This is a genomic window from Corynebacterium sp. LaCa_70 (assembly GCF_058182015.1).
The window spans coordinates 1,774,587-1,794,436 of record NZ_CP190914.1; the positions used below are offsets into that span (position 1 = coordinate 1,774,587).

General features: G+C 57.6%; 16 protein-coding genes. 10 read left to right on the forward strand and 6 right to left on the reverse strand.

Annotated features, from left to right (window positions below):
• The first annotated feature begins 163 nt into the window (after positions 1-163).
• A complete protein-coding gene (locus ACP8MI_RS08075) occupies positions 164-952 on the forward strand; it encodes a hypothetical protein (RefSeq protein ID WP_049168034.1) in 789 nt (262 codons plus the stop codon).
• A gap of 3 nt (positions 953-955) precedes the next feature.
• Positions 956-2,287: a carboxylesterase family protein gene (locus ACP8MI_RS08080; protein WP_239211591.1), complete on the forward strand. Its 1,332-nt coding sequence runs from the start codon at positions 956-958 to the stop codon at positions 2,285-2,287.
• 110 nt (positions 2,288-2,397) lie between these two features.
• Here the strand turns inward: ACP8MI_RS08080 and ACP8MI_RS08085 are convergent, their stop codons facing one another.
• A complete protein-coding gene (locus ACP8MI_RS08085) occupies positions 2,398-2,961 on the reverse strand; it encodes a hypothetical protein (protein ID WP_018121472.1) in 564 nt (187 codons plus the stop codon).
• A gap of 222 nt (positions 2,962-3,183) precedes the next feature.
• On the opposite strand from ACP8MI_RS08085, the gene ACP8MI_RS08090 reads away from it, so the two are divergent.
• The 8 genes from ACP8MI_RS08090 (at position 3,184) to ACP8MI_RS08125 (ending at position 13,816) form a co-directional block, all read left to right on the forward strand.
• A complete protein-coding gene (locus ACP8MI_RS08090) occupies positions 3,184-5,067 on the forward strand; it encodes an ABC transporter ATP-binding protein (RefSeq protein WP_249605991.1) in 1,884 nt (627 codons plus the stop codon).
• 56 nt (positions 5,068-5,123) lie between these two features.
• Complete coding sequence (locus tag ACP8MI_RS08095; protein ID WP_249605992.1) at positions 5,124-6,296, forward strand: MalY/PatB family protein; 1,173 nt, start codon at positions 5,124-5,126, stop codon at positions 6,294-6,296.
• Between the two features lie 104 nt (positions 6,297-6,400).
• Entirely contained in the window at positions 6,401-7,804 is a 1,404-nt protein-coding gene (gene brnQ / locus ACP8MI_RS08100; protein WP_249605993.1) for a branched-chain amino acid transport system II carrier protein, read from the forward strand.
• Between the two features lie 89 nt (positions 7,805-7,893).
• Entirely contained in the window at positions 7,894-8,982 is a 1,089-nt protein-coding gene (locus ACP8MI_RS08105; protein WP_249605994.1) for an LLM class flavin-dependent oxidoreductase, read from the forward strand.
• Between the two features lie 13 nt (positions 8,983-8,995).
• Positions 8,996-10,540 (forward strand): ABC transporter substrate-binding protein, encoded by a 1,545-nt coding sequence (locus ACP8MI_RS08110; RefSeq protein ID WP_284589598.1) that lies wholly within the window; start codon positions 8,996-8,998, stop codon positions 10,538-10,540.
• Positions 10,537-11,493: an ABC transporter permease gene (locus ACP8MI_RS08115; RefSeq protein WP_249605996.1), complete on the forward strand. Its 957-nt coding sequence runs from the start codon at positions 10,537-10,539 to the stop codon at positions 11,491-11,493. The genes ACP8MI_RS08110 and ACP8MI_RS08115 overlap by 4 nt, the downstream gene beginning before the upstream one ends.
• A complete protein-coding gene (locus tag ACP8MI_RS08120; RefSeq protein WP_018121465.1) occupies positions 11,490-12,326 on the forward strand; it encodes an ABC transporter permease in 837 nt (278 codons plus the stop codon). The genes ACP8MI_RS08115 and ACP8MI_RS08120 overlap by 4 nt, the downstream gene beginning before the upstream one ends.
• Complete coding sequence (locus ACP8MI_RS08125; RefSeq protein WP_236588448.1) at positions 12,323-13,816, forward strand: ATP-binding cassette domain-containing protein; 1,494 nt, start codon at positions 12,323-12,325, stop codon at positions 13,814-13,816. Before ACP8MI_RS08120 ends, ACP8MI_RS08125 begins: the two co-directional genes overlap by 4 nt.
• A gap of 28 nt (positions 13,817-13,844) precedes the next feature.
• Here the strand turns inward: ACP8MI_RS08125 and ACP8MI_RS08130 are convergent, their stop codons facing one another.
• The 5 genes from ACP8MI_RS08130 to ACP8MI_RS08150 form a co-directional block, all read right to left on the reverse strand.
• On the reverse strand, positions 13,845-15,161 hold the full coding sequence (locus tag ACP8MI_RS08130) for an alpha/beta fold hydrolase (RefSeq protein ID WP_249605997.1): 1,317 nt from the start codon (positions 15,159-15,161) through the stop codon (positions 13,845-13,847).
• A 68-nt stretch (positions 15,162-15,229) separates the two neighbouring features.
• Positions 15,230-15,841: a DUF4230 domain-containing protein gene (locus ACP8MI_RS08135; RefSeq protein ID WP_186310256.1), complete on the reverse strand. Its 612-nt coding sequence runs from the start codon at positions 15,839-15,841 to the stop codon at positions 15,230-15,232.
• A 287-nt stretch (positions 15,842-16,128) separates the two neighbouring features.
• Positions 16,129-17,724: a succinic semialdehyde dehydrogenase gene (locus ACP8MI_RS08140; protein ID WP_144737028.1), complete on the reverse strand. Its 1,596-nt coding sequence runs from the start codon at positions 17,722-17,724 to the stop codon at positions 16,129-16,131.
• A 61-nt stretch (positions 17,725-17,785) separates the two neighbouring features.
• Positions 17,786-18,781 carry a bile acid:sodium symporter family protein gene (locus tag ACP8MI_RS08145; protein ID WP_144737138.1) on the reverse strand — a complete coding sequence of 332 codons (996 nt, stop codon included), beginning with the start codon at positions 18,779-18,781 and terminating at the stop codon, positions 17,786-17,788.
• A 36-nt stretch (positions 18,782-18,817) separates the two neighbouring features.
• Positions 18,818-19,777, reverse strand: coding sequence for a bile acid:sodium symporter family protein (locus ACP8MI_RS08150; RefSeq protein WP_126844124.1), 960 nt, complete (start codon positions 19,775-19,777; stop codon positions 18,818-18,820).
• Positions 19,778-19,850 lie beyond the last annotated feature (73 nt).

Below are 19,850 nucleotides of genomic sequence, written 5' to 3' on the forward strand. Positions count from 1 at the left end.
ACCAAATGTGTTTCATCTGGCATACTTGAATAAACTGAGATACAGATAACAAACAGACATGAGGGATCACATGTTAAAACGACACCTTTTCGCAACAGGGCCTCCCCCCCCCTGAAACTGCGCATGCCCACGAAACCAAATGTATAGGAAGAAAGTAATTTCCATGCCCCACTCTGAAACCTTTGAAACTTATCCAGATTTCCGCACCACGAAAGATATTAGGGAATACGAGAGACAACTTCATAAAAAGGATGAAAGTCGCAGTGGTTCCGAATGCATTTGGGTAGTAAACCTAGCACCACGGTGGACGTCTAGTCGATGTCTGTTCGAATGCGGATATGTTACCTGGGCCCAGGGACAAGCAATATACGATGCGGAAACTCCCGACTCAGATTTCCTTGTCGAACTTGGTGGATACGGGATAACTTCTCCTCCAACACCTTGCGAAAAAGAAAATAGGGAGAAACAAGAAATCTCCTTGTTGTTGCGTCAGCCGTTCACTGGGAAAAAACTACAGGAAACTCGAGTTAGTTGGTTTCCTGATGCAATCAATCAACACCTGAAAAATATTACTACCCTCGAAGAACTGAATCAGAGGATTGATTCTCCTTCACCGGAATATTTTGCTATTGACTCGCTAGCGCCTCACAGAGCATCTTACGACGAAAATTATATTCGCCATCTACTGCGATGCTATAAACGTGGAATCATTTCGCCTGCAGAGACATCTTATACTCAGGACCTCGAAGGAAACATCACTAAAGAGTACTGGCCAGAATACACCATAGATACAACGGGAATGTTCTATGTAAAAATAAAACTCCCTTGGTACTCAGAATTCCTGGAGAATAATCTTCCATATTCCCCAATCATTTTCCCGGAGAAGAAAGCCATCCAGGACGATCCCTCCCACATCGCTAACGACCCTGATTGGTCTAAGCTAGTGTCTTAGTTTATGGCATTACAACCACACGTCGTTACTCCCACTGGCATGATCACCGGGGCTTTGAGCAACAACCACACGGTGCGGCGCTTTTATTCCATTCCGTATGCGAACTTCCTCGGGGAATTTGACGACGCCGAACTGCGCACCGCCAACGGCGATGTGGATGCCAGCACACCCGCCCCAGATGCTGTGGCATTGACGGTCGCAGCCCCGGCCGATGCCCACGATCGCGACGATCTTCCGGTCATCGTGTTTATCCACGGTGGATCATTCGAAACTGGTTCACACGATGACCCGCGCCACGATGCCACAGCCAACGTGCAGGCTGGCTGCGTGCAGGTCAATATTGGTTACCGTAAGAAATTACCTGGATTTGCACGCTTCAATAACGATGCCCCCGGTCATTACCGAGGAGTGCACGACTGCCTACTGGCCTTAGAGTGGATTCAGCGTAATATTGAATCTTTTGGCGGTGATCCCACCAACGTTACCCTGGCCGGACAGTCCGCTGGGGCCAACTTAGTGCTGTGGCTCTGCCGACCGGATCATTATCGGGGCGGTTTCCGGCGCGCGATAGTCATGTCGCCGGCCTCACCGCGTGAACCAATCGAGGCCCGCACTTCTACCCTGCGCATGGCGATGCAAGTACCACTGACTCGCCGCCGTTTGACCGAACTGCCGCAGAAAAAACTCGACCGCGGCTACCAGCGCTTCAAATACCTACACATTAATGACGTCGCGTTAGGGCCCGACTTGCGCGAATTGGGCGAGCTTGCCGACGTCCCACTGTGGGTATCTACCACCCACGATGAATTTCACCACCACCCGCTGGCGGCCACCGATAGTAAGCCGTGGGTGCGCAGTGTGCCAGGCTCCAAAGCACTGTTTAAAAAGACCGCACGGGATCTGCAACTTTCCCGTAATTTTGACGCGTGGATGGAAGGTGCGCTCGCGCTGGATCCTTACCGCCCAATGGGCCGGTTGCTCACGGATGCTCTGATTGGACGCTGGGCTGCCAGCGCGGTCACCAAGGTCACCGGGCCAGTCTGGTTGTCCGAATACTACCGCAGCACCGCGGGTGCCGTGCAGCATTCTTCTGATATCGCGTACTTATTTGGTGTCAGTGACGGCGACAATGATAGCGCCAGTGAACATGCCGGGCGCAGGCGACTGCACGAGGCTTTATTGTCGTTCGCCCGCACCGGTAACCCCGGCTTTGACAGCTATTCGGCCACAGGGCGCACCTGGCGGCTGGATTTCGGCACTGGACAAGCCACCATGTCAGAATCCCGAATCCCACGGTTGGCCGAACACTTCCCTACCGAATCCCGGGGGCAGTAAGGCTAGAACGGAACAACCCCGGCGCGCCAGGTCCTCGATGCTGGACGCCCGCCACCAGGCACCAGAGACTAGGCACCCGCCACTAGGCACTAGCCACCGGCCACCAGCCACTAGTTGCTCAGGTTTCCTTCATACACCACGTTGCCGATGGTCAGGCGCGCGTCCCACAGCGCGCCAGGGGTGGTATCGAAGACATACTGCAAGTTCGTCGTGGCGCCAACGCCCAGCGGCAGATCCAGCCCGCCGAGTGCCTCACCATCCTCTGGGTTGGATTGCAATAAATCCACCTTGCTGTAATTTCCACCGCCGTTGCCGGTTTCCAGGGTCGGCTCGTCGAACGCATCCGGCGGCAGGGTCACATCATTGTCGTTGCGCACAGCGATGGTCACCACCGTGCCACCATTTGACGCCGACACCGCGCCCTGATAAGTGAAGCTCACCCCGTAGCCTGGGTCTTCCACCTGGGCATTGACGTTGTCGGGTCTGATCGGATCGACATCTTTGGATTTGTAATCCGGTTCCTCGGTTTCTTCCACCTCAATAGTGCTGGCTGGGTCTGCGCTGCTACCACCATTCGGATCCCCGCAGGCCGCCAGGCCTAACGCCAGGGTGCCAAGGACACCGACAAACCAGGCCCGCGTCGTTGTCTGTGGCTTCGCGATTGGTTTCACCATTGGTTTTCCACTGCCTTTCAGCACGCTGCTTGTAGCCGTTGGGGCTGGACCACCCCGCCGGGGCTGACCACCCCAGTTTTCACTGTCTTCCTACGTCCCGTCTATGGTAACCGAAAGCTATCACCGGATACCGCAGCACAACAGATGTTCGCCGACAGTGGCACAATGGTAAGTTCTGCACCCTGACTGATCAGCAATCCCTTATGAAAGCGTGAATTCGTCGTGTCTTCCCTATTTCGCATCATGCGCAGTGCCTCGGCGCTGTGGCCGCTGTATTTAGGCGTTATCGTATCCGCAATCGTGGTCGCGGTGGTCTCGATGATCGGGCCGTTTCTCGTTGGTCAAACCACCGACGTGATCGCCGAGGGGATCCGCGAAGGCAGCGATACCTCTAAGGTCTTGACGACGGTCTTGTGGCTGGCCGTCGCGCTGTTTGCCGCCGATGCGGTGCGGGTGTTGGTCGATAACCTCGGCGGCTACTGGGGCGATATGATGGCGGCGCGCCTGCGCCAGATCTTGTCGACGCGCTACTACGCGAAGCTGCTGGCTTTACCGCAACGCTTTCACGATAACCAGAACACCGGCGCGATTATCGCCCGGCTGGATCGTTCTATTCACGCGGTCACGCAATTTATCCAGTATTTCTCAAACAACATGTTCACGATCATCATTCAGTTGTTCGTGATTTTGGGCATCACCATTTTTTATTACTGGCCGTTGGCGGTGTTGCTGGCGCTGTTGTTCCCGACATACCTGTGGTTGACGGCGCTGACGTCCAAGCGGTGGCAAAGCTACGAGCACGAGAAAAACGAAGAAATCGATACCGCGAATTCACGCTTTGCCGAAGCCGTTGGTCAGGTAAAAATTGCCAAGTCTTTCGTTTCTGAGGTACGCGAGCTGGCCAGTTTCGGCAACGGTTACCGTCGTACGGTCTCAATTACCCGCCCGCAGTCGCGCTGGTGGCATGCGATGGATATCGCGCGTGGGTTGACCACCGCTGTGCTGTTTTTCGGCATCTACGCCTTGATCTTTTGGCGCACGCTGGAGGGCCATTTCTCACTCGGCCAAATGGTCATGCTCATTCAGCTGATGAACATGGCGAAAACCCCAGTGTTCATGCTGTCGTTTCTTGTCGACGCCGCGCAAAAAGCCATGGCTAACTCCCGGGATTATTTCCGCATCATGGACGAAGAGCTCGACGACAGCGCCAACCCGCAATTGCGCAAAACCATCGATGCCCCGGACATCCCCGAGGTCGACCCCGCGGTTCCGGCACCGCTGCAGCAGGCAGATTCCGAGCCCGGCTTCGAATTCCGCAACGTGAAATTCGCTTATGAAGAAGGCAAACCGGTGCTCAACGATATTTCACTTTCAGCACCGCAAGGCAGCAAGATCGCGCTGATCGGTGAATCCGGAGGCGGTAAATCCACCGTGGTGAACTTGCTGTTGGGCTTGTACCAACCGCAAGCTGGCAGCGTGTCCGTGCTTGGCCACGAAACCGCAGAGCTGAGCCCTGAGAAATTGCGTTCGTCTGTCGGCGTGGTGTTCCAGGAACCATCCCTGTTTTCCGGCACGATCAGGGAAAATATTGCCTACGGAAAACCGGAGGCCAGTGACGAGGAAGTCATCGCGGTGGCGCGGCGAGCCAACGCGCACGATTTCATCGCAGAATTCCCAGACGGCTACGACACCGTCATCGGCGAACGTGGCCTACGCCTATCCGGCGGCCAGAAACAACGTGTGGCCGTCGCGCGCGCCATGTTGAAAGATGCCCCGCTGTTGATCCTGGACGAGGCCACTTCTGCGCTGGATACCAAGGCAGAACGCAGCGTGCAGGCCGGATTGGAAGAGCTGATGAAAGATCGCACGACGTTGATCATTGCGCACCGGCTGTCCACCATCGCAGACGTAGATACGATCTTCACCTTGGAAAAAGGCGAGGTGGTCGAGTCTGGTTCCCCGGTGGAATTGGCGCGTAGCGGTGGAATATATGCACAGTTGTTGGAGCTTTCGGAATCTGTTTCTGCAAACCCAGATAAGCAGGTCACAGAGGAACAACGGCAGCATTTCCAACGCTATGGCATGGTGCACGACAGCACTAATTAGCTCGCGGTGGCGCTTCCGGCCTGAGCGCACACGCGACTGTCACTAGGCTGGGGCGCATGAACACGCAAGAAAAACCTCACCTGAACTTCCCGGGCCTGGAACAGCTTCGTGCCCGTGGCACACGCAAGTGGACAGTTTTTGACGACGACGTGCTGCCGCTGTGGGTCGCTGAGAGCGATTTTCCCACCGCCGCGCCGGTGCACCAGCGCATCCGGGATGCGGTAGAAGCAGAAACCTTCGGCTATTCCCCAGCGCCGCACACAACACATCTGGCGGAGTCCGTCGCTGATTTTTATTCTGACTACTTCGGTTGGCGCCCGGATCCGCACAATATTGTCTGGTGTGCGGATGTGGTGCGCGGCCTCTTGTTAGGCCTGCAGTATTTCACGCGCGAGAACTCCGCGGTCATCATCCCTACCCCGTCGTACCCACCGCTGCTGGAACTGCCAACAACTGCTGGTCGGGAGAAAATCGAGGTGTCTGCCTACGGTGGGCTGGATCTCAACGAGATTGAGAAGGCCTTCCAGAACGGCGCCGGTGCACTGGTGCTGTCGAATCCGTATAACCCGCTGGGTGAGGTCTTTTCCCGCGAGACCCTGACCCGCTTAGTGGAGCTTGCCGACGCCTACGACGCGCGGTTATTGCTCGACGAGATCCATGCGCCGCTGGTTTATGACGGCGAACATGTACCGGCGGCTTCGCTATCAGAGAAAGCCGCGCGGGTATGTTTCACCGTCACGGCTGCCTCCAAAGCCTGGAATATCGCCGGGCTGAAATGTGCACAAATCATCTTTTCCCATGACGCTGACCGCGAAAAATGGTCACAGTTAACCGGCGTCGCGAAAGACGGCACCGGCACGTTAGGCATCGTGGCTTCGCAGACCTGTTACCGCGACGCCCGCGGCGAGTTGGACGCGCAGGTGAAGTATCTGCGTGCCACCCGCGATTGGCTCGTGCAGGCCTTGCCGGAGGCCGTCGAAGGGTTGCGGGTTTCTGCCACGCACGCGACTTACCTGATGTGGTTGGATTTCCGCGATACCGCATTGGGTGATCTGGATACCCCGGCGCAGTGGCTTCGTCGTCACGCGAAAGTAGGGTTGAATGAAGGCACGGACTTCGGCACCGGAGGCGCCGGGCACGCGCGGCTAAACTTTGCAACGTCGCGGGAAATTTTGGAAGAAGCGATCGCCCGGATCAAGGCAGCCGTCGACAAGCGGGCAGCTGAATAAAAATCTGGCAATCTGATAGTCTCATCACCGCAAACTGGTTAGGGTCTGTGTACAGTATTCTGAATATTCTTCACTACTCACCCACAAAGTTAAGGTGACTCACTATGGCAACAGCTGCTACCCAGGCTCAGCAGGATTCGGCAGGCGGTTCTGCGAAGTCCGGTGCGGGCATCAGCATCATCATCTTCAGTTCGTTGATGCTGTTTTCGATGTTTTTCGGCGCCGGAAACCTGATTTTCCCGCCGATGCTCGGTGTGCAATCGGGCGAAAACTTCTGGCCGGCGATCCTCGGGTTCGTCGGCTCCGGCGTGGTCCTGCCGGTACTGGCAATCATCGCGATCGCTATTTCCGGTAACAGCGTGCGCGACCTCGCTGCCCGCGGCGGCGCCATCTTCGGCCTGGTCTTTTCGCTGTTGGCCTACCTGTCAATCGGTGCGTTTTACGCGTTGCCCCGCACTGCTGCCGTATCTTTTGAAACCGCGATCACCCCGATCCTAGGTTTTGAAGGCACGGCCGCGAACTGGATTTTCTGTCTGATCTTCTTCGGCGTCGCCCTGGCTCTGGCCTGGCGCCCGACCACCATCATGGACACTCTGGGCCGTATTTTGACCCCGGCGCTGACCATATTGCTGATCATCCTGGTGGTTTCTGCGATCACCAATTTTGAACCGCAAACCTTGACTGCTGCTGAGGAATACTCAGAATCCGCATTCACCTCCGGCCTGTTGGAGGGCTACCTGACGATGGACTCCATCGCTGGTCTGGCCTTCGGTATCGTCATCATTTCTACGCTGCGCACCAAAGGTTTTACTGAAGGCGGTCAGCTGGTTCGCGGCACCATCACCACCGGCATCATCGCTGGTGCATTCTTGGCAGCCATTTATATCGGCTTGGGTTATATCGGCCAGACGCTGCCGGGCGCTGCGGATCATGATTCCGGTGCGGCAATCTTGTCTGCTGCTGCCGAATCCGCGCTGGGCACCCCCGGCCAGATCATTTGGGCTTTCATCGTCTTGCTGGCGTGTTTGACCACCGCCGTCGGCCTGATCTCGTCGACCTCTGAGTTCTTTGCGACGCTGACCCCACAGATGGGCTACCGCGTCTGGGCCGTCATCTTCACCGTGGTGTCGCTGGTGCTGGCCGCGCAGGGTCTGGATTTCGTGCTGGATATTGCCGTGCCAATCATCATCTTCTTGTACCCGCCAGCAATCACCCTGATCATTCTCACTTTGCTCGAGCCCGCATTCGGCGGCAAGGTGAACTTCTTCTTCACCTTCCGCATCGGGCTGTGGACCGCAGTCGTGTGGTCCGCGTTCATGGTCGCTGTATCCCAGGGTGTGGAAGGCCTGGAGTCGATCATCGGCTGGACGCCGCTGCACGCAGTAGACCTCGGCTGGGTATTGCCGGTGCTCATCGCTGTAGTCATTGGTCTCATTATGGATATTTCGAAGCCACGGCAAGCACCAGCGCAGGCTCGCCTGCGCCAGGAAGCAGTGCGCGGAGCATAAACGCATCCACGAGGAAACCTTCGCGCAAGAAGATATTGCACTGGAAAATATTGCGCAGAAGATAATCAAAGACTAATTTGGCGGGCATTATGTCTGATTCTGTTTCCACTGGTTCCGCTGGTTCCACTAATTCCACTGATGCCGCTAGCGCAGCGAGCCCCACTAGTCCCGCCAACGCTTCCGCTCAGAGAATCCCTCTGTCCCTGATTGATTTCTGCACTCTGTATTCCGGAGAATCCACCGCCGACACCATGGCTCGGTCGGTGGAATTTGCTCGTTCTGCAGAAAAACTTGGCTTTTCGCGTATTTGGTACGCCGAGCACCACAACATGCCTCACATCGCTTCATCCGTGCCAGCGCTGATCATGGCACACGTGGGTGCGCACACGGACTCGATCCGTTTGGGCGCCGGTGGTGTGATGCTGCCAAACCACTCGCCGTATTCCATCGCAGAACAGTACGGGACGCTGGCGGAAATGTATCCCGGCCGTATCGATCTTGGCTTGGGCCGAGCACCGGGCACCGACATGCATACCTTGGGTCGTGCTTTACGGCGTGATCCGCGTGCGGCCGAAAACTTCCCCGACGATGTTCGCCAACTGCAAGGGTTTTTGGGTGCACCGGAGGATTCCCCGGTTCCCGGTGTCATTGCGATTCCGGGCCGGAATACCAATGTGCCACTGTTTATTTTGGGCTCGTCCATGTTTGGCGCCTCCCTGGCAGCGAAATATGGCCTGCCCTATGCCTTCGCCTCGCATTTCGCTCCGCAACACTTGGAAAATGCCACGGCCTATTATCGCGAAAATTTCCAACCCTCCGAATACCTTTCCGAACCTTATGTCATCGCGGCGGTCAACGTCATCGCCGACAAGACCACCGAGGGCGCTCAACAGCAATTCGACCAGGTAGCTCGCAGTCGCGTCCGTGCGTTCGCTGCGCGCGGCCGGAAGATCACCGACGCCCAGTTGGAGGGTTTGGTGCACTCGCCACAGGGGCAACAAATTATTTCCATGCTGCATTACACTGCCGTCGGTACCGAAGACGAAGTACGCGACTACCTGCAGGATTTCGCCGCTACCGCACACGCCGATGAGTTGATGATTTCCCTGCAGGGCACCACCTTTGACGACACGGCAGCGGGCATGCAGCATTTGGCGAACGCTTGGCAGCTGGGCTAGGGTGCGCGCACCAATGCGCAAAGCAGGCAGCGCAGTTGTTGCCTCGGTCAGCGCACTAGCGTTGGCCGGGTGCTCGGCTGGGCACACCGCCAATTACGCGCGGCCCAAAAGTGCCGATGCCATCGTGGTGGCAGCAACCTCTGCTGCCAGTTCGCTGGATTTCACCAATACCGGTGGTTCTGCCGCACCCGGCGCGCTGCTGACTGATGTGTATGAGACTTTGGTGCGCATCGACGATGACGGTGCGGTGGTTCCGCATTTGGCGACCTCGTGGCAGGTCTCGGATGATCGCACCGAATATATTTTTCAGCTGCGCGAGGGCGTGAATTTTTCTGATGGTTCGCCTTTTACTGCCGAAACCGCGGCTTTTAGCATTGGTTACGTGCAAACGGAGTGGACGAACGGCCTGAAATCCGGCATGGATGTCGTCGCCAAGCCCGAAGCACTCGATGAATACACCCTGCGCGTGCAACTTAAACATCCGGATTCGCAGTGGTTGTGGTCGATGGGCACCACCATCGGGGCCATGATGTCGCCGTCGGGCGTGGACGCACTGGCCACCGATCCCGTCGGCACGGGCCCATTGACGGTGGAAAGCTTTGCGACGGGGGAATCGATTCGGTTTGTCCCGCGACAGGATTATTGGGGTGAGCCCGCACAGTCGCCGGTGGAGGTGCGTTATTTCTCTGATGCAATCTCCTCGATTAATGCTTTGCAGTCGGGCCAGGTGGATCTCGTGTGGGCGATGCAGGCGCCGGAGCTGTTGGATGCGCTGGATGAAGACATCAACGTCGATATCGGCACCACCAACGGTGAGATCATTTTCTCCATGAATAACCAGGCCGCGCCTTTCGACGATCCGTTGGTGCGCCAGGCCGCGGCGTTCGCGATTGATCGAGCTGCTGCCAATGAAGTCATCTTTTCCGGGCATGCTACTGATACTGCAGGCGCTCCGGTCTCGCCGTCGGACCCGTGGTTCGACGAGGTTGTCCGCCGCGCCGCCAACAACAGCGCTCAGAGCAGCAGCGCGAACAACAGCGGTGGCTTTTATCCGCATAATCCAGAGCGGGCACGGGAGCTATTGGCGGAAAGCTCTTACGACGGTCAGCTGGTCACGTTGACGGTGCCGTCGCTGCCGTATGCCACGTTGCTGGCAGAATTGCTCTATTCACAGCTACGCGAGGTTGGTTTCCAGGTGGCGGTAGAAACCGTTGAGTTTCCGGCGGTCTGGCTGAATCAGGTGCATGGTGCTGCGGATTATCAAGCCTCGATCATCGCGCATCTGGAAGCCCGCGATACCGAGCATATGTTTGGCAACCTGGATTATTACCTGGGCTATGACAACGCGCGGGTGCGCGAGCTTTTCGACGCCGCCGGCCGCAGCGAGAACCCAGCTGCGGAGATGAGCGCGGCTATCGCGCAAATCATGGATGATGCCGGGGCCCTGACTGTTGCGAATTTGCCGAATATCGTGCTGTCCGATCCTGCAATTTCTGGGATTCAGCCGACCATGGTCACCGATGCGATCAACTTGTCGAGTCTCCGGGAGGCGCAATGAGCACCACTGGCACGGTTCGGGTTTTCGCCCGGGTATTTGCGCGCTTTTTCGTGTTATTGGCACTGGCCTCAGTACTAATTTTCTTGCTGCTGCGGGCAGCTCCCGGTAACCCGGCGCGGGTGGCGCTAGGGGTTTCTGCTTCTGACCAGGACGTCGCAGAGTTGTCTGCGGCGCTGGGTTTGGATCACCCGCTGGTGGTGCAGTATCTGGATTGGATCGCTGGTGTGCTGCGTGGTGATTTCGGTACCTCGCTGGTTTCGCAGGAAAATATCACCCCGTTGGTGTGGGATCGTGCGCAGGTGTCGCTGATTTTGGTGGGCTTGGCCATGGCACTGTCGTTGGCTGTTGCTGTGCCGGTTGGTTCCTGGCTGGCCTACCGGCAGGGTAAGCCGGATGCCGCGGTGGTCTCCGGGTTGGTGCAGTTGGGCATTGCGGTGCCGTCGTTTTTGTTGGCGATCGTGCTGGTCGCCGTTTTCGCCGTGCACCTGGGTTGGTTACCGGCTGGTGGCTGGTTGCCGCCGAACTATGGTTTCGGTGGGTTCCTTGCGCGTCTGGTGTTGCCGGTAGTTTCCTTGGCGCTGGTACAGGCGGCGATTTTGACGCGTTATGTGCGCTCGGCGGTGTTGGAGGTCATCGAGCAGGATTATATGCGCACCGCTCGTGCCAGCGGGTATTCGCGCTTGCAGGCTTTAGGCCGCCACGGGCTGCGCAACGCTAGCCTGCCGGTGCTCACTGTCGCCGGGGTGCAGTTGGCGACGCTGGTGGCAAGCGCGGTGGTCATCGAACGGGTATTTGTCATCCCGGGTTTGAGCTCCATGCTGTTGGATGCGGTCAACTCCAGAGATCTGCCCACTGTGCAATCGCTGGTGATGGTGCTGGTGTTTTTCACCTTGGCCGTGACCCTGGTGGTGGATCTGGCTTATCGGTTTATTGACCCGAGGTTGCGCACATGAGCACATCGCCGCAGAAAAATTTGTCGCTTTACCTGGGCGCTGGCATCGTCGGGCTCGTCGTCGTGCTGGCGGTGGTTTCGGTGTTGTGGACTCCGCACGATCCTGTGCAGGCGGTCCCTGCAGACCGTTTGCAGGGCCCTTCGACACAGTACTGGTTGGGGACTGACCGCTTCGGCCGCGATATTGCCTCCCGGCTTATGGTGGGCGCGCAGATCACGCTCGTGGTTGGTGTCATCGCCGTGGGAATTTCCGCGGCCGTGGGCATCCCGTTGGGTATCTGGGCTGCTATGCGTGGCGGGTGGACGGATGTCTTCATCATGCGTGGCGCGGATTTGTTGTTGGCTTTCCCGGCATTGTTGTTGGCGATTATCGCCGCTGCGGTATTTGGGCCTTCGGTGGTGACCGCGATGGTGGCCATTGGGATTTCGGGGGTTCCGGGGTTTGCGCGCGTCGCGCGGGCTGGCGCGCTACAGGTGCTCACGCAGGATTATATTTCTGCTGCACGCATCTCGCAGGTGCCGGAGCCAGTGATTGCGTGGCGCCATATTTGGCCGAATATTCGCGCGCTGGCCATTGTGCAGGCGTCGGTGGCTTTTGCCCTGGCGATTCTTGCCGAGGCCGCACTGAGTTTCCTCGGCCTTGGCGCCAGCCCACCGAATCCGTCGTGGGGTTTGATGCTGCAGGCGGCGCAAACTCAGCTGGGTACTTCCCCGCTGCTGGCACTCTGGCCGGGGCTTGCGATCGCGGTGACTGTACTGGGCTTTAACATGCTTGGCGACGGCTTACGGGACGCGTTAGATCCCCGCCACAGTGCACACAGGAGGAAGCGATGACTAACGCACGACTTAGAGGCTCCATGGGCTCTGCAGAGGAGCAACACCTGATGGACGTCGACAAGCTGCGTATTCAGGCTGGTGGTAGCGTGCTTGTCGACGATCTCAGCTTTTCGCTTTCCCCTGGCCAGCGACTGGGCATCATTGGGGAATCCGGGTCTGGAAAATCACTGTCGGCCTTAGCGCTGCTGGGATTGTTACCGCGTGGGGTGGCAGCCACCGGTTCTATCCGCGTTGCAGGCCGCGAGATGCTTGCAGCAGAGCTTAGCGCCCGCAAGCAGGAAAAACGCTGGGCACAACTGCGAGGCAAGCGCATTGGCATGGTGTTCCAGGAGCCCATGAGCGCGCTGGATCCGCTGATGAAGGTGGGTCGGTTATTAGGCCGCAACGCCAGTGCTCTGCTGGCGGAAGTTGGACTGGATCCGGAGTTCGTTTCCCGTTATCCATTCGAATTATCCGGTGGGCAACGCCAGCGGGTGCTGTTGGCGCTGGCTATCTCGCAGGATCCTGAGGTGTTGATTTGTGACGAGCCAACGACCGCGCTGGATGTCCTTGCCCAGGATGAGGTGCTCAGCGTGATTGAGTCGCTTGTGCGCGAGCGCGGTATGGCATTGTTATTCATCAGCCATGATCTGGCTGTGGTGCAGCGGATGTGCGCTGATGTGCTGGTGATGCACAATGGCTCGGTTGTTGAGCGCGGTGCTAGCGCGGAGGTACTAAATAATCCCCGCGAGCCGTATACGCAGCGGCTGGTGGCGGCTTCTCGGCACGAGTTGCCCGCGCGTGCGCAAGTGTCAACGCAAACGCAAAACACCTCCGAACCGCCCATCATCACGCTCGAGGGGGTTGCGCATTGTTATGATGCGGCCCCGGTGCTACGCGATATCAACTTGCAGGTGCGCCGGGGTGCGCGCCTGGGCATCGTGGGCGCTTCCGGTTCTGGGAAATCCACGCTGCTGAAACTCATCGCAGGTTTGGAGGCTCCGACTGCCGGGAAAGTCCAGGTCAACGCTGGGGTCCAGATGGTGTTCCAGGATCCGTTTTCTTCCCTGAACCCGCGGCTGCGCATCGGCCGCGCCATTGCGGAGGGCGGCGGTAGCGATGAGCGCATCACAGAAATCCTGGCCGAGGTCGGGTTGCCCGACGATGCCACCGCCCGCTTGCCGCACGAGTTTTCCGGTGGCCAGCGCCAGCGCATTTCCATTGCGCGCTCGGTTGCTGGCAACCCGGATATTCTGCTTGCCGACGAAGCCGTCTCCGCGCTTGATGTTTCCGTACGTTCCCAGGTATTGGAACTACTGGACTTGCTGGTCGACGACTACGGACTGACCTTAGTGTTCGTGAGCCACGACCTGCACGTGGTGCGCCAGATCTGCGATGAGGCGGTTGTCATGCGCGACGGCCGGATCGTGGAATCCGGTGCCGTCGGCACGATGTGGCAGAACCCGGCCCACGACTACACCGCTCGTCTACTAGCAGCGGCACTGTGATTTTTCACTGTTAAAAGATTCTTCACTGTTAAAAATCGCGGACCTTATCGCGCAGGGTGTCGAAGATTTCTGCGCCGGCGTAGCCGATGCCGTCGTGCTGATACAGGTTGGTGACATGCAGGCGACAATCCGCATAAGCGCGCGCGGTGTCTAAAGACAGCTCAAATGGCACATACATGTCGTCGAAATACGTCGCAGCAGCAGATACGGGTGCGGTTGCTAAGACCGCACGGTCATACGGCGAGGTCTGGAAATTGTATTGTGCCAGATCGTGGGCGCCTTCGCGGAAAGCGTGCAGGGCGGGATCTTCATCGAATTGCCACGGGAAGACATGCTCACCGGTGAGATAAAACGGTTCGTTCGAACGAGGATCGGCGTTTTCTTCGAAGCCTGGGATTTCTTCGCGGATGCGGTGCGCAGACCAGTTCGTAGCGCCCGGGGTTACCACACCGCCGTAGATGGATTCGTGGATCGCGGCATACAAAGGGCCGTCGGCAAAAGACACCATTCCGGCGACGCTCGTCAAAAAATCAGTCTTCAACCGTTTTTCGCCGCCAACAGTGCGGAATGGATCTTCAAATAGGTACGCCAGGGTGTGGAATCCCGGCCCCTGCCCCAGCGTGATGCCGATGGTGCGCAGGCGGCGTGCACTCAGCCGCTCGCCCGTCGGCAAGAGTTCTTGGGACTGATCCAGGTGGTGGCAGACCTCCCGGATGCGCTCATCGATCCAGGGGTACTCGCGATACATGGCGTGGTGGCGGGCGCGCACTTTCTCGAAAGTGGAGCGGTAGACATCATCGATGCCCACGCTCGTGGCGGGTAGGCCACCGGTGAGGTAGGCATGCTCGATGGACTCTGGGTAGCGCGACAAATACGAGGTAATGCAGAAACCGCCAAAGGATTGGCCGAACAAGGACCATTTTTCGATGCCCAGGGCCTTGCGTAGGGCTTCGGCGTCGTCGACGATATAGCTTTGCTGGAGTTTCGACAGGCGCTCGACGCTTAAATCTTCGGCTGGGCTGGCGCTATCGATACGGTGGGAACGGCCGGTGCCGCGCTGGTCCAGCAGGATGAAACGGAATTCTTCCAGTGCTTTGCCCACTACCCCGCCGATCTCGGATCCGGCGACTTTGCCTGCCCCTCCGAACGTGCGTGGTGCGGGGAATCCTGGGCCACCCTGCAGGTAGACGATGGCGGGTTTGTCTTCGTTACCGTCGGCGTAAATTTCGCGGGCGTAGAGCTCAAAGCTGCCGGCGGAGGTACTGTGCGGGTCCCACGGGACGGTGAGCGTGTGTTCTTTGAGGTTGTGGCCAAAATGGCGACTGGAAGTGGTGTTGAGAGACATAACTTATGTCTAGTGCTGGGGTCGCGGCGCGTCAAGGCGCGCGGAGCTGAACCCGAATACTCGGCGGCCTAGGAAACTTGGACTCGAACCTCGTAGCCGTCCTTGTCCGATCCTGCCAAAAACGCCTCGGCCTGGGCCGCAACCAAATCAGTCACACGCTGTTGCGCCCGCTCGAGCAAACCATTCTCCCTGGCCTTATCCTCAGCTCGCTTTTCTTCACTGTCCAAGAACTCCGCGTAATTTTCCACCCTGACCTGATTCAAAGGGTTGAATGACTGGTCATATACCACCACGGACGAGGGCTCAATTTCATTCGAGAGGATCTCCGCCTGGAAAACCGTGATGGTGACAGTACGGGCGGCATCGTCGATATGCACATCCGACTTCTCAATGTTTTTCACCCCGGCCTTCACCACCCCGTCGTAGGCAATAAGAAAATGCTTTCCCGTCAGCGGAACCCTGAACCCTAGTGCCCTCCACCCGTCTTCCTCAAAGCGTCCCACGGCAGAATACGAGTACTGCTCAACGGCCACTTCCGAGATCTCCTCGAGCGTGCCACCGATACCAGTCGAAGTAATGGAGCGAGTCGGCTCCTCCAATAGGCTCATCTTGTTGAGGCCAAAGAGAGCACCCACCGTCAGAACAATTCCTACCAGCAGGCCAGCTACAACTTTCAGCACACCCGACATTCCGCCCCTTGCCTCCATACACCACAACATTGTCAACAAATCGGCACTACATCGGCCGATATTTTTACATAAGATACCATGGCGTTGGCCAGGAGGAGGGGTGCGGACGTGTGATCTATTGCCACTTATTTAACCAAGAAATTTTTAAGCCCCGTGGGATTTCGGGGGGGGTGAATTCCACGGGGCGGCGCCTCCGACAGGAGGGCCAGGGGCCACTCGGGGGGGTGGTGGCCCGGGCCACGGCCTGCGAAGACATCTCCTACTATAACGAAAAGATCTTAGCGCAGCAACCCAGTTTTCTTCCCCAGCGATAAACTGCGGCTCAACACCTTTGACCAGGCCTTTTGTGGAAGTCGTCGCGGCCCCCAAATGGGGAAACCACGTTGTTGTGCGATCGTTTTCGGCTCAGTGTATTTATATAGCCCCTCTGCGCCATGGCGCCGCGAAACCCCCGATTCCTTATACCCACCAATCGGGCTATCCACCGAGGCCCAACCCGCAACGTAGCCGTCGTTAATGTTGACAGATCCCGCCTGCACCCGTGGAGCAATCTTCCACGCGGTTTTCGGTGCCGCAAATACCGAAGAATTCAGCCCATAGCAGGTGTCATTTGCAGCCGCGACGGCTTCGTCCATATCCGCCACCGGCTGGATGTACACGACTGGCCCAAAAACTTCTTCGCGCAACAGACGGGCGCTATCCGGGACATCGAGCAGGATCGTCGGCTCGTAGAAATACTTCCCCACATCCGGCCGGGCCCTGCCACCAGTAACCACGCGCGCACCAGCGGCTTTCGCATCATCCACGAACTCTTGCACGGTCTCCAGCTGGCTTGCACTGACCAACGAACCGACCTGGTGTTTCCAGTTCAGCGCACCGCCTAGTTTCTGCGACTGGAAAGCCTCCGCAAGCTTTTCACAAAATTCGTCGTAAATATCGTGCTCGACATAAATGCGCTCGATGGACACGCACAGCTGCCCCGTATTCGACAGACACGCATGCGTGATCGCGCGCACCGCGGTATCGAGATTGGCATCCTTGGCGACGATCATTGGGTTTTTACCGCCGAGTTCCGCAGAAAAACCGACCAGGCGTTTACTCACTTGCTCCGCTAGGATCTTGCCGGTGGCTGTCGAGCCGGTGAACATCAAAAAATCGCAGTTGTCAGCAATCACACTGCCCACTACCCCACCAGAGCCGATCACGACAGTGAACACGCCGTCAGGAAGGCCGGCTTCAGACAACAAGTGCGCAATCAGCAACATCGTAAACGGGGTGTGCGAATCCGGCTTGGCGACGACGGTGTTACCCGCCAGCAGCGCCGGGATAGAGTCGGCAATACCTAAGCTAAACGGGTAATTCCATGGACTGATCTGCCCAACGACACCCTTGGGATCATGATGCAGATAGGTTGTGGTCAGCACCGGCATGCCACCACGCTTTTTCTGCGGACGCAGCAGTCTGGGTGCTTGCCCCGCATAATACCGGGCATTGTTCGCCACGTCGGTGACCTCATCGAACGCGCCCGAACGGGCCTTGCCCATCTCCAGCTGCACCAGGTCCATGATCAGCTCGCGATTACTGAGCACCAGATCATGGAATTTTTCGATGATCTTCGCGCGCTTTTTCACGCCGAGCGCATGCCACTCGGGTTGCACCGCGCGTGCTTTATCAAATGCCTCGACCGCGACATCAGCACCAACTTTCGGGACCCACCCCAGTGACTGGGACAAAAACGGTGCTGCGATTTCGACCCTTTCTGCAGCGGTTGCACCATCTGCCCCGGTAAAAGCGAAGGTCCGTAGGTAATCGGCAAATTTATCGGGCAGTGGTTGCAGGGACAAACGCTGCGGTACGGTTCGTTGGAAGATCATGCCCCGCAATTATAGCGGGGAACCAGTTAACACACCCGATTTTTTGTGAGCTAAACCGCATTTACCGGGTGGCCGGTAGCGACTGCGACACCACGCCACCAGCATCGGCATCAGTGGCGTTCGGAATCGCACGAGAAAAACGCCGCACCATCGCAGAATAGATAGCGCCGGTGATGTTGTGCAGCACGGCGGCGACAGCACCCGGCAATGCTGCTTCTAGGGTAAAGAATTTTGCGGCCATGCCGGAAGACAGACCCGCCGATTGCGTACCAATTTCGACCGCCATGGTGCGGTTATGCGATGGTGGCAGCTTAAACAAAGCGCCAGCTGCATACCCCAAGAGATAACCGAAAACATTGTGGAGCAACACAGCAACCACCACGATCACCCCAACTTGCGCGAGCCGCTCGCCAGTATTTGCCACGGTAGGAAAGACCACTCCGCCAATACCGACGATGGAAACCCACGGCAGGATCGGGCTAATTTTCGCGATCGCAGTATCCAAAATATAACGCAAAATAAGCCCACCGATCACCGGAACCAACACGGTTTGCGCCAGAGTCACCGCCATGCCAGCACCATCGATGGCAATGTCTTCCCCAGCTAATGCGAGCATGAGCAACGGGGTCACGATCGGCGAGAGCAACGTCGACACCGACGTCATGGCCACGGACAGCGCGACGTCGCCACGCGAAAGATAGGCAATCACGTTCGACGAGGTTCCGCCTGGCACTGAGCCCAGCATCAATAGCCCGACTGCCAGCGCTGGATTCAGCCCCAAGAGCTTGGCGACGCCCACCGCACATAGCGGCATGATCACGAATTGACCAACCACCCCGATAAACACCGGCCACGGCCTACGGGCGATTTCCTGAAAATCCGGGATGGTGAGTGTGAGCCCCATCCCGAACATGATGATCATCAGAAAATAGGTAATTGCCCCGGTCAATGGCACAAACGGCGCAGGAAAGAAATACGCAATGATCGTTCCTACCAAGATGAAGGCAGGAAATGCGGTCACGGCGATGGCAGCCGAGCGGTCCTCAGAGGTTCTCATTGTCACGGTCGATGGTCACTTTCTGAAATTTTATTCTTAACGAGCAGGTTGGGTAGGTCGTGCAGCATCGCTGCCCGTCCGGCGCACGATCGTGGCAAAGACTGCGCCGGTGATGTTGTGGACAATCGCAGCTACCACACCTGGTAGCGCGGCTTCTGGACTGAAAAATTTTGCCGACATCGCCGAGGCCAAGCCTGATTGCTGGCTACCGATTTCGATGGCGACGGTGCGGTTATACGACTGCGGCATGCCCAATAGTTTGCCAACAAGATATCCCAGCACATACCCGATGACATTATGCAGCAACACGGCGATCACCAGGACAAATCCGACTTGCGCCAAACGCTCGCCGGCGCCTGCCACCATCGGGAACATCACCAAGCAGATACCGACGATGGACACCCACGGCAGGATCGGGGTAATCCGGGTGATGAAGCCGTCAAAGAAATAGCGCAGCACCAAGCCACCCAGCACCGGCAGCAACACGGTTTGCACCAAAGTCTGGGCCATTCCGGCACCGTCAACAGCAATGTCTTCTCCGGCTAGTGCCAGCATGAGCAGTGGGGTCACAATCGGTGAGACCAGCGTGGATACTGAAGTCATCGCCACCGACAGTGCGACATCTCCCCGCGCCAGGTAGGCGATCACGTTCGAGGCGGTTCCACCAGAAACCGAGCCAAGCATCAGCAGTCCGACGGCGAGTGCGGAATCCAGATCAAAAAGCTTGGCAACACCCACCGCAAACAACGGCATGATCACGAACTGGCCGATCACACCGAGAAAGATTGGCCATGGGCGACGCGCGATTTCCTGAAAATCCGGGATGGTAAGTGTCAACCCCATCGCGAAGAGAATCAGCATCAGGAAATACGTGATGTAATCCGCGAGCGGCAGAAACGGTGCCGGGAAGAAATACGCAATCGTGATCCCCACCAGAATGGCGACGGGGAACACGGTAACGGCTAGCTTCGCGGAGCGATCCTCGGAGGTTTTCATTCAGACAGTATGACGGATCACACGCGTACTGTCAGTTCACAGCCAATTTTCCGGGGATTTTTATTCAGGTTTA